The sequence below is a fragment of the Sulfurimonas sp. genome (assembly GCF_016744025.1).
In the GTDB taxonomy this organism is placed as follows: Bacteria; Campylobacterota; Campylobacteria; order Campylobacterales; family Sulfurimonadaceae; genus Sulfurimonas.
Window position 1 is genome coordinate 1 of record NZ_JADGFC010000092.1, and the last position, 10701, is coordinate 10701.

The 10701-nt window shown below is 29.3% G+C and carries 12 protein-coding genes; 7 read left to right on the forward strand and 5 right to left on the reverse strand.

All coding sequences use genetic code 11. The annotated features are described in order from the left end of the window. Positions 1-236 precede the first annotated feature (236 nt). Together QZZ48_RS11550 and QZZ48_RS11555 are read left to right on the forward strand one after the other, a co-directional pair. A complete protein-coding gene (locus QZZ48_RS11550; protein WP_294965928.1) occupies positions 237-674 on the forward strand; it encodes a GNAT family N-acetyltransferase in 438 nt (145 codons plus the stop codon). Positions 675-725: 51 nt separating this feature from the next. Further along, positions 726-1043, forward strand: a complete 318-nt coding sequence (locus QZZ48_RS11555) for a hypothetical protein (protein WP_294965931.1) — start codon at positions 726-728, stop codon at positions 1041-1043. A 736-nt stretch (positions 1044-1779) separates the two neighbouring features. Here the strand turns inward: QZZ48_RS11555 and QZZ48_RS11560 are convergent. Beyond that, entirely contained in the window at positions 1780-2205 is a 426-nt protein-coding gene (locus QZZ48_RS11560) for a DUF3368 domain-containing protein (protein ID WP_294965934.1), read from the reverse strand. Position 2206: 1 nt separating this feature from the next. Beyond that, positions 2207-3250, reverse strand: a complete 1044-nt coding sequence (locus tag QZZ48_RS11565; RefSeq protein ID WP_294965938.1) for an XRE family transcriptional regulator — start codon at positions 3248-3250, stop codon at positions 2207-2209. A gap of 180 nt (positions 3251-3430) precedes the next feature. On the opposite strand from QZZ48_RS11565, the gene QZZ48_RS11570 reads away from it, so the two are divergent. The 5 genes from QZZ48_RS11570 (at position 3431) to QZZ48_RS11590 (ending at position 6998) form a co-directional block, all read left to right on the forward strand. After that, positions 3431-3769, forward strand: coding sequence for a YegP family protein (locus QZZ48_RS11570; protein ID WP_294965940.1), 339 nt, complete (start codon positions 3431-3433; stop codon positions 3767-3769). A 1-nt stretch (position 3770) separates the two neighbouring features. Continuing rightward, entirely contained in the window at positions 3771-4835 is a 1065-nt protein-coding gene (locus tag QZZ48_RS11575) for a DUF6765 family protein (protein WP_294965943.1), read from the forward strand. Positions 4836-4846: 11 nt separating this feature from the next. Further along, on the forward strand, positions 4847-5770 hold the full coding sequence (locus QZZ48_RS11580) for a hypothetical protein (protein ID WP_294965945.1): 924 nt from the start codon (positions 4847-4849) through the stop codon (positions 5768-5770). Next, on the forward strand, positions 5771-6103 hold the full coding sequence (locus QZZ48_RS11585; RefSeq protein ID WP_294965948.1) for a hypothetical protein: 333 nt from the start codon (positions 5771-5773) through the stop codon (positions 6101-6103). It begins immediately after the preceding gene. Between the two features lie 262 nt (positions 6104-6365). Beyond that, entirely contained in the window at positions 6366-6998 is a 633-nt protein-coding gene (locus tag QZZ48_RS11590; RefSeq protein ID WP_294965951.1) for a hypothetical protein, read from the forward strand. Positions 6999-7065: 67 nt separating this feature from the next. Here QZZ48_RS11590 and QZZ48_RS11595 read toward each other — a convergent pair whose 3' ends face one another. From QZZ48_RS11595 to QZZ48_RS11605, 3 genes are all read right to left on the reverse strand, one after another. Beyond that, positions 7066-7818 (reverse strand): hypothetical protein, encoded by a 753-nt coding sequence (locus QZZ48_RS11595; RefSeq protein ID WP_294965954.1) that lies wholly within the window; start codon positions 7816-7818, stop codon positions 7066-7068. Continuing rightward, complete coding sequence (locus tag QZZ48_RS11600) at positions 7815-8807, reverse strand: hypothetical protein (protein ID WP_294965957.1); 993 nt, start codon at positions 8805-8807, stop codon at positions 7815-7817. The genes QZZ48_RS11595 and QZZ48_RS11600 overlap by 4 nt, the downstream gene beginning before the upstream one ends. Before the next feature lie 323 nt (positions 8808-9130). Beyond that, entirely contained in the window at positions 9131-10279 is a 1149-nt protein-coding gene (locus QZZ48_RS11605) for a site-specific integrase (protein ID WP_294965959.1), read from the reverse strand. Positions 10280-10701 lie beyond the last annotated feature (422 nt).

The window sequence follows — 10701 nt, forward strand, 5'->3', positions numbered from 1 at the left end:
CTTTGTTTTTGGTCGAATAAGATTAGCAGATTATCGATTAATCCTATCTTTCAACTTACTTTCAAAAAATTGCACTTGATTTTAGAATTGGCGATTCAATATTTATACAGTTAACTATGGAGAGCAATAATGTGTTTAAAAGTGGAAGTGCATAGAGAACTTACAGATGAAAGTATTTGTGACATATTTAAACTTGCGTAGTTGATGGAAGACGCAAAAGAAGATAATTTGGAATAATGTATTCTCTTCTTGGTCAAAACAATGGAACTCTTCTAGTCGGTCATATTGACAATAAAAAAGTGTCATATTGCTTTTTGTCTCATGGAGTTCACGACACTAATTTTAGACGCATTAAATATTTTGCAGTTGAAAGAGATTGCAGAAATCAAAACATTGGAACAAACACTATAAAGAGCATAATAGATAATGAGTGCTCTATATCATCGGGAATAACCTTAGCTTGTCATCCCAATATGAAAAAGTTTTATGAAAAAATTGGTTTTGTTTTTTTTAGTAATGCCAGCTATGGAGAAAACCAAATAGTACTGAGCATGGTAAGTCCATTAGTTAATATCAGCAGTAAAAAATATGCGATATTTTTTGACGTCAAGGTTGATAATCTTGCTTTAGTATCTAGTTTCTACCATAAGATTAAACTAGAACATGCTCTATAGTTCATACAAGTAACTATTGCTTTAATAGGATATATAAATTAAGGAGTTAATATGAGTAAAAGAGTTGACATAAAAAATCAAATTTTTAATGACATTTATGTGTTGGAATTTGACAAGAATAAAAACACTCAAGCTTCATGGAAATGCCTTTGTATGTGCTGTAATAAAGTTATACTGGTCACCTATTCTAACTTAAAAAACGGGAACACTAAGAGCTGCGCTAGTTGTGGTCAAAAAATCTCAAATGGACTAGAGCAAGATATTTTATGCGATATAAAGAAAGGTGACAAGATAGCTCATATTGTCAAAAAACACAAAGTAGGAAGAAGTGTAGTTTATAGAATTAAGAAAAAATTTGAGTCGGTTTAAGACATGCCATTACTGTTTTCTCGTTACTAACTCTTGATTCCAGTGTCTCATTAATTCTAGATATGGACAGCTGAGAGAGATTAAATGTCCACGTATTCCATTAAATCGGATGGATCTGTAGGATTATTTACAATATTATGGAGCTAAAACTTCGTGGAACTTTTTATATTATTAGTAAAACTTGCGTTAAGAGTAATTGAAATAATTATTCAGTCAATTAAATGTAGTTGCCTTCGAACGGTTAATTTAACCTAGTGCTAGGTTTAAAACTAATTACCAGTTAGTTTTTAGCCGTAATTGATAATAACTTCAATTTGTCTTTATAGAATTCTAGCATAATATTAAATAAATGGTTGTTTAATTACAAGCTCAGATACTCTTAGTAAAAGGTATTATCTAGCTTATATACTCTTTCAGCAATTTACAAAAAAAGCAGTCGGGCATGAAGTACAATTAATTTAGATTCTCCATGCTGCTCTGGTTGTGCTAACTCAAAGTCAAACCTAAAGTTACTTCCATCTGCATTTAATTCACCTACAGAAGGGAATAGGTTATGAATATCAGCTTACATTAATCGATACTTCTTATTTACTTTCGTAAAGAATCTACGACCGTAGATAGTAGTTTGATGACCTTGATACATCTTGCGTAGTTGTTTTTTAATTTAGAGAATGATGTGTTTGTTTAGAAGAGGAACATTGATAGTAATATTAGGCTTAGCAGCAGTTACCTCTATTTAACTATTGAATATTCTGCAATATGCTTCTTTTGATTTTTTTAAACTAATAATGTCATGTTTAATTAATTCATCAAATATCCAAGATATGCCTTTTATAACTATTGATTCCTCTTCGCCTATTTGTTTTAATTTACTATTTCTTGTAATAAGCATGCAAGTTTCTTGTTTGGCAAGAGCTAAAAGAAATAGATCATTGCTACTCGCTTTATAATATTTAGGTGTAATTATCTCTTTGTACTTAACCGTTTGAGAGCTTAATGAGAGTATATTTAGTCCGTGCATTAACAAACTATTATCATCCAACTCTTCATGGTACAATATATCTGGTATTGAAAAAGTATATGGCAAAGAAAACATTTCTTTTATTAAGCTTACTTCTTCCATATCTATCAAAACACTACAATCACTTATTAGTACATGCAAATTACTTTCCTGTCATTCTGTATTTTAGAAATTTTTTGACAGTCATGTCAAGCAGTTCCGCAGCTTTTGACTCTTCGATATATTCTTCAGACACTGCCCGTAAAACTAGTTGCTTAAATATGTGTATTTTTTCACTAGGATACTGCTCTCCAGGTTCCTTTTTATCCCAACCCTCTTTTTTAAAAAGTTTCCAAAGACTATTTGAATATAAGTAGTCAATAATACCAGCCTGATTTGCTCTAATGAATACAGCTTGCATGCTGACCCCAAATTCTTCTTTAATTAAAGCTAGTTCTGCAATTTCAATACTCTTACGTCGCGCAGTCAATTGATTTTTTAATGATTTCTCAGGAAGTAAAAAAGCAGCCGCAAAGCGATCACTGGCCTTTTCATCATCCATTTTTGAACAAAGCCTTCCTTCTAAAATTAAATGCCCTAGTTCATGAGCTAGTGTAAATCGTTGTCTATCACCTGGCCAGTTTTTGCTAATAACAATAATATGATAATCATTTACAATAGCCGCTAACCCATCAAAATTATTATCTGCACTTTCATCAATCATAAAAACCTTTATTCCATTTGACTCTAAAACATTAGAAAGATCAGATATTGGATCTATCCCTAATTCCCAAGCTTCTCGAAGTTCATCTGCAATAAGAGGAACATCTTTTAGTTTTGATATTTGTTTAGTTTTAAGTGCTGGTACTTTAAATTTATTAAATGGTAAATTTGGAAATAAGCTTTCTACTTCAAACCTTTTTTCAACAAAATTTAAAATTTTCGATTCAATAGAACGAAGCTCTATATTTGATATAGTCCGTTTTCTATATTCTTTATTTTCCAAAATAAATTCATTTGTCTGAAAGAAAAAATTTGTTTTTACATTAAGTGCTTTAGAAAGCTTCAATAGCATTGTAGAATCAGGGGTAGAATCCTCTTTTTCATATTTAGAAATCGTCGTTTGACTCACTCCTACAATCTCAGCTAATGCGCGAAGAGAAAGACTTTCTGCTTCTCTCGCTCTTTGTATTCTCTTCCCAACCATACAAACTCCTTATTTAAAATAATACTTAAATTTTCTTTAAAAGTAAATGATAAAACTAAATAGGTTGACAAATAAGATTATTTTAAGTATAATTCTACATATAAAGGCGGCTGCTTTTTGTCAACAAATTAGGTGAAGCTTTGATAGCTTTAAATATATGAAATAAATAAAGGATAAATTATGTCAAAAGCATACTTTAAATTAACGAAGAATTCTTCTTCAAACCAACCGTTCCACTTTGTGCTTAAAGCACCAAACCATGAAACTATTCTAAATAGTGAAAATTACAAAATAAAAGATTCTGTTTTAAATGGAATTGAATCTGTAAAGCTTAATTCTCAAAACAAAGGTAGTTTTGAAATTAAAAAAGCTACTAATGATGAACCATACTTTGTTCTAATCGCACAGAATAATGAAATAATCGGAACATCTGAAACGTATTCTTCAATGCAAATGTGTCAATATGGAATTAATGCTGTAATCAAATATGCACCAGATGCAATTGTTGAAGGAGTATAGTATGCAAAAAGACTTTCACCATACAGTAACGTACGTACTAGCAAGACTTGCAGGATTTGAACATAAAGAATCAAATACAATAGCATACGCTGCACAATATGTAGATGATGCCACTAATGCAGGAACACTCCAGTTTGAAAATGGTGCAATGTATTCCCGCATTAGTTCAGCTCATGGAACATATGATTTGCATCATCATGTTAATCAACATGAAAATCATCTAGTTTGGGTTCCTTTTCATTTTTTACCAGGTAATAATGGAAAAACTTCTGATGAAGAGACAACTGGTAAATTTATAAATAAATTAGTTTGCAGACCAGATAGCCCTGTGTCTAGAGAAATGTTAGATATGTGTGTAAGAGATTCACATAAAAACTATGCACTACATAGATTAGGTATTACAATGCATGTATATGCAGATACATTTGCTCATAAAGGATTTGCTGGGAAAATTCATGAAGTGAATAAAGTATATGACTTGAAATTAGAGAATGAAAATTTATCATATCTAGATGAAAAAAAGTCTAGAGGGTTAACAGAGAGATTCCCAATGGGACATGGAGCGGCTTTAGAGTGCCCAGATAAACCATATTTAAGATGGGCATATAAAAATGGTTTAGGGGAAGTAATAATAAGGGATAATACAGAAGATTTTATGCATGCTGTTAATGTATTACACGCTGAGTTATGTCGATATCGATATGAATTAGATAATTCAATTGATGTCCCAGCATTACTAGCCAAAGACTTAGAACAAATTGAATCTAACTTTAGAAGTTTTACTGACACAAAGGGTGATAATAGACATGAAATGTGGATAGAATCAATCGCAAATGGTGAATTTAGTTTTGGTAAACAAACGTTATCATATATTGCCAAGGGTGAAGGTTCATGGAAATATGATGCAATAGAACAAGAATCATTTTTTGATAGATTAGATGATAGGTTTAAGTATAAGGAGAATTTCTTAAATAGTGATTGGAAATTATTTCATGATGCTCTGCAAGAACACAGACTTACAATTATACATGATGTATTGCCTAAATATGGCATTTGTGTTTCATAATGAGGAGTATGATGATATATTTTAAAATATTACTTACTCCATTAGTATTAATATTGGCACTTACAGGTTGTGTCTCTAAAGATACTAAACAGTTACTTTCTAAGTATTCAATAGCTTCAAATCAAGCTCAAACGAATATCATGCTTACATACGAGGATACTTTAGAAAACTCACAAAGAGCGAAGTATTATAAAGCAGTTAGAGATGGCGCTACAATAAAAGATTTACAGTCAGTCGAGATTGATTATTCTGGTCAGATACAAACTTTAAATGATCTTGTTTCATTCTCTGAAGCTATGGTCGCCCTAACGGGGGATAGTTTTAATAATAAAATAGATGAAAATTCCGTAAAATTATATGAGAGTGCTAAAAGTCTGGCAGAGAATAAAGTTATCTCACATAATGTGTCAAATGAAGATCTTCAACTATTTTCTACATTAGTAAATAGTGCATTTAAAGGCTATAGTGAATATATTAGAGCAAAAAAGTTAAAAGAACTTATTTTAGTTGCTGATAAATGGGTACAACCATCAATAAATAGTCTAGATAAAGATTTAAAACACTGGAAAAAGATTCTTAAGCGTTCTATTAATAAACAGAAAAATATCAAAATTATGATTCTTAACAAACCACATACATATTGCCAAATAAAAGATGCAGCAAAAAAATGCATTCCTTTAGCTGAGAGTTTTAAAACAAAGGTAGCTATGTATGAAGATGTTGCATTATTACAAAAACGTCTTGATAGCCTAGATAAAGAGTTTAAAGCATTGTCAAATTCTGTAATTATAATGTCAAAGCTACATAAAAATGTAATCCTATCGCTAAAACGAGATGAGATTAACAAAGAAGAGTTAAGCAAGATATTTTATGATTTAAAAAATCATGTAGATTCTATAAAAGAATTTAGAGATAGCCTAAAGAAGGATCAGTAAATGACTACAGACAATACAGTATATGATTCAGTAGAGAATGCATATAACAAGATACAAGAGTTTTTTGATAATTATCAGTTTGGAGCAGAGCATTCTGCAATGATATTAAAACATGAAGAACTAGCTGATTTATTAGATCTATTAGATATTTTAGCTATTGAAGAGCAGTCAAATAATTTAAATGAGCTACATGAAAAGTTTAAAGATATTAAAGAAGCTTCTGCTAAAGTAGTTGAAGAATTAAATGATGTAATTGATTATATTGCTACTGCTGCTAAAGTTGTTAGTGGACTAGATAAAATACTATCTAAAGTAACAGAAATTATCGTGTAGAAGGAATTATTATATTGTTTCATAAAATAAATTTTTCTGACATTATTATAAACTAATATACGCAAAGTTGGTTTATATAGATTGGACTTTTATAGTTGGTGTTTTATTAATTAAATACAGTAATAGTATAAGTACAATATAGAGAATTTAAAAAGATGAAATTTTCAGATACTAGATTCGTAGCTTTATCAATAGTAGTGCACTTCGGTGTTCTTTGGGCACTAGTATAACAGTGTCATAATTTATAAATTAAAGGAAAGAGATGGAAAATTCTTATGTGCCAGAAAGATATTGGAAAGGAGGCAATAAATTATTAATTATAGCAATAGTACCCATTATTTCGTATGGTTTAATATATCATTTGGTATTTTCATATAATTTTATTTTATTTTGCATATCATCAATACTATTGATTGCCCCAATTTATTTTATTTTTTGGATTGTTGAAATAACTTTTAATCGATATTGGGATAAAAATAATATAGTTTACACCATTGCTCCACTTATTGTTACTGTATTATTTTCTATATTTTTAATAGATGATGGAAGAAAAAATGCAAGTGAGCTTGTTTATACAAAGTATGAAAATAAATATTATCACCTTACAGAAGAAATCAAAGAAGATGGACAGCTATCTAATTATGAGTATTTTGTTGCCGAAGTTGAAGACTGGAATGAAAAAAGAAAAGAAAAAATAAGACGTAAAGAATTTGCTAAATTGGAAAAAGAAAATAGAGCAGAAATGATAGACAAAGAGATAAAAGAACAAGAAGCACAAGCGCTCAAGATAGTAAGAGAACAAGAAATAGAATCAAATAAAAGAAGAGATGAAATTCAACAAAGAATGATGGAAGCTAAACATTTGAGTATAGATTCATATAGTGAAAAATTTTAAATAAAAACCAATAGACTAAGTTTAATTTATCAAATTGATGCGAAATTATGAAAAATTTGAGAGTTAACTATACAGAATAGACTGATTTTAATAATTTCAAAATTGTTTCTTTTGGCACTCTGCCAACCCGAGCTTCTTTTATAATATTTCGTATGGTATTGATATGAGTTTCTTCCAGAATAGGTAAAAATTTCATAAATTCTTCTCTTGGTAGTCCTTCAAGAACAACTACATCATCTTCATCAAGCATTGTCGCAAGTCTAATAACATCAGTAAAATGCTTTTTTGCATCCGAATCCCCATCTTCTAATAAGTTTAAGTGAGCATGAATTTTTAAAGGGATTAAAGCTTCTGGTGTAGCTACATGTAATCCATCAACATTTGTTGTATATTTAATTAGTAAATTAAAATATTCTGTATTTAATAATATTGCTGATAGATACTTGTAATATTTTGGTGTATCAATTTTAATTATATGACTAGCTGTGAGAATATCAGAATCAGCTTCATGGATAGCAAATAGTTCTATCTGTTCAGGATAATCTTTATTATCACTATCAAGAAATCTAAAGAGATTTCGTTTTGAATCATCATCTGTCCTCTCTTTAGTTTTATATCCAGCGATATCAATAAATTTAAGTAATTTTTTTAAAAAAAATTCATTATCTTTTGATATAACAACTAAGTCTATGTCTTTAGTTGCTCTAGCAATGAATCCAAAATCATTCATAATCATAGCAGTAGCTAGCCCACCTATAACAACATAATCATCACTATTATCTTTGAAATAATCTGTAAAATTGGCTAAACCTTGTATCAATTTATCATGCCTTCTATCTTATTATATAGTTCGTTCATTGCATTATTAACTCTACTATCATAAATATCTATTTGATCTTTCAATGACATATATAAAGAAATTGGATCTGCTACTCCATCATCTACTATCTCCGGTTTATATTTCCATAGTTCTATTTGTATGAGATTATTATCATATTCTTTATCATAAATTGTAATTGGGTTATCTTTCTTAATAAGCCTATTAAAATAGTCTTTTTCCACAGCAAATATAGGTGAACTATTCGTTATATTTGTATATTTAGTTAAAGCACTATACGAGGCTTCTGTTTTCCTGTCAAAATAATTTAAGTCTTGGTGCTTGATGAAAATAGTGTCTATTACGGGGTTTTTTAGTTCCATAAATAATTTTTCAATATCTATATGATGTTTTAAAAAATATTCTTTTGTTCTACCTATCTGTTGCATATCCAAATAATTAAAGTCTGCTAATTCATTTAATGCTCTACTTGTACTCATCTTTGTAACATCAAACATAATTGCACTATCTTTATTATTAATTCCGTGTTGTCTCTTGACAATTAAAGAGATTAAAATAGTTTGAGCTAATTTTGATAGTTTTTTACTTTTTACTTTTTTATATTTTTCTTTAAAGTCATCAAAGTATATCAACAATTGTGGTAAATATATGGCTTCTTCTGATATAAAAGGGATACCATTTTCAATCATATATTTCTTTGTAGAACTACTTATATGCTCGATATGTACTATAACAGGGATAGATAAAGACTCTTCAAATAAATTTAAATGCTTTTTTATTGAACCAATATCTTTCTCATTAGTACTAAGTAAAACAGTACCTTTGTCCTGTATTCTGAGGTTGAAAATATCATAGTTACTTTTAATAGCAATAGGCATAGACTTCATATAGTCTAACTTTTTATCGCTTATAGCAGCACTTATATGCAATGTGTTTTTTAGATACGAAATCAGTCCAATTATATTTTTCATATAAAATTGTAACATATTTTTTTAATTATAACATTATGTATGTTACATGTATTGTATTAATGTTATCTTAATAATATAGAAAAAAATAGTAACATATTTTTCATGCAAGTAACATTATATATGTTATACATATATAATTAAGGTTATTTTAAAAAAAAGCTAACACACACTTTATTCTAATAACTGTATTATTATCCAATAATTAATACCTGTAAACTTTATCGGAAAGTATTAAAACTATATTTCTATATTAATGGTGATTGAAGGAAATAAGGACTCTTGTAGACATTATATAATCCACTTAATTACGAATTATAAAGACTTCAATCTAAATAAGAATTTAAAAGCTTATCGGCAGTCTCAACACTAGGTTTAGCGTATCTTTTTGTTACTCCTATACCACTGTGTCCTAAAAGCTTACCAACTCCTTCAAGTGTAGCACCATTATTAACTAGATAGTTACCAATAGCGTGTCTGGTATCATGTATACGCATTTGTTCTATGCCAGCATTCTTAATGATTTTTTTCCAGTGTCGTCTAAAAGTACTGGAAGTAATATGTGCTGTTTTTTCGCCAGGAAAGATATAACCAGATTTAAAAATACCATACTCAACAAAAAAATCTCTTAAAATAACCGATAGTCTATAATCTTGTCTTCGACGGATTTTATTATATTCTGCCTCTATTGTGTATACATTATGATCTAAATCAATGCTATTCCACTGTAGGGTTAAAACTTCATTTAAACGCCTTCCAGTGTAAAGAAACAGCATGATCCCTCTATACTTCAAAGGCTCATATTTTTTTATCTCTTCAAATAACTTAGTCCTTTTTTCTTCTGTTAATTGAAAATCCACAGTATTATCAAATACTGGAATATTTACTTTGATTGCTGGATTAACTTCACAAATACCAATATCAATAGCATGATTGTATAAAGGTCTTAGAATCTGTTTAATTGTTTGTGCTGTTCTTGGTTTAAGACCCTTTCTTAAAATAGAGTTTACAATGTTTTGAATATCTGAAGTCATAATACTTTTAACTTCCATATGCCCTATATCTGGTTTTATCCACTTAGAAAAACTTTTTTTAGAAGTATAAATGTTTTCTGGAGATAGAGTAGTAGATTTGTATTTTATATAATCATCCCACAATTCATTAAGAGACTTGAAGTTTTTTTTCTGAATTACCCCACAGTGCTCTAGTTCCTCTTTAAATTCAGACCTTTTAATAGCTGCCTTTTTTACAGCTTGCAATCCTGTGATATTGTTATATTTAAGAGTCTTCTTAATCTGTTTATTTCTGAAATAAAATTTCAGTACAATATCAATGTTTGAATAATCAAGTTTTTTGAGATGGTTTTTAATAATCTTCTCTTGTTTTTTAAATTGATTTATTGTGTCTTTTAAGTAAAGTCCTTTTGTGTCTAATCCATCGACTTCAATTTTTATGAGAAAGTTGTTTAATGCCATTTTACATTCCTAGGGTACTGTTTGGGTACGGTTTTAGATATAACTCTGTATAAAACTATATCATAAGTATAGTTAGGAAAGTACTGTTTTTAGGCTGTATATAACTTGATAGGATTTGGTATACATGGGTATAATTTGACTTAGGATCTGGTGCCGCAAGGCGTGGAGGTTCAAGTCCTCTCATCCGCACCATCTACAAACCCCTTAAACAAATACTTTCAAAGACTTTTTAAAACTTAGGTTACATAAAAGGTTACATAACTCATTTTAAATCACTCTTTTTTATGCTTAAGTCACTTTTTTTTTAGAACATATAACATTAGAATTATAAAGCGCCAATTCCAACAACAAGTGCAATTTCCACCTAAATTAGCTAGCTAATCTTTTACTCATTTCACTGAAAAACACTTCATACGGAGTTT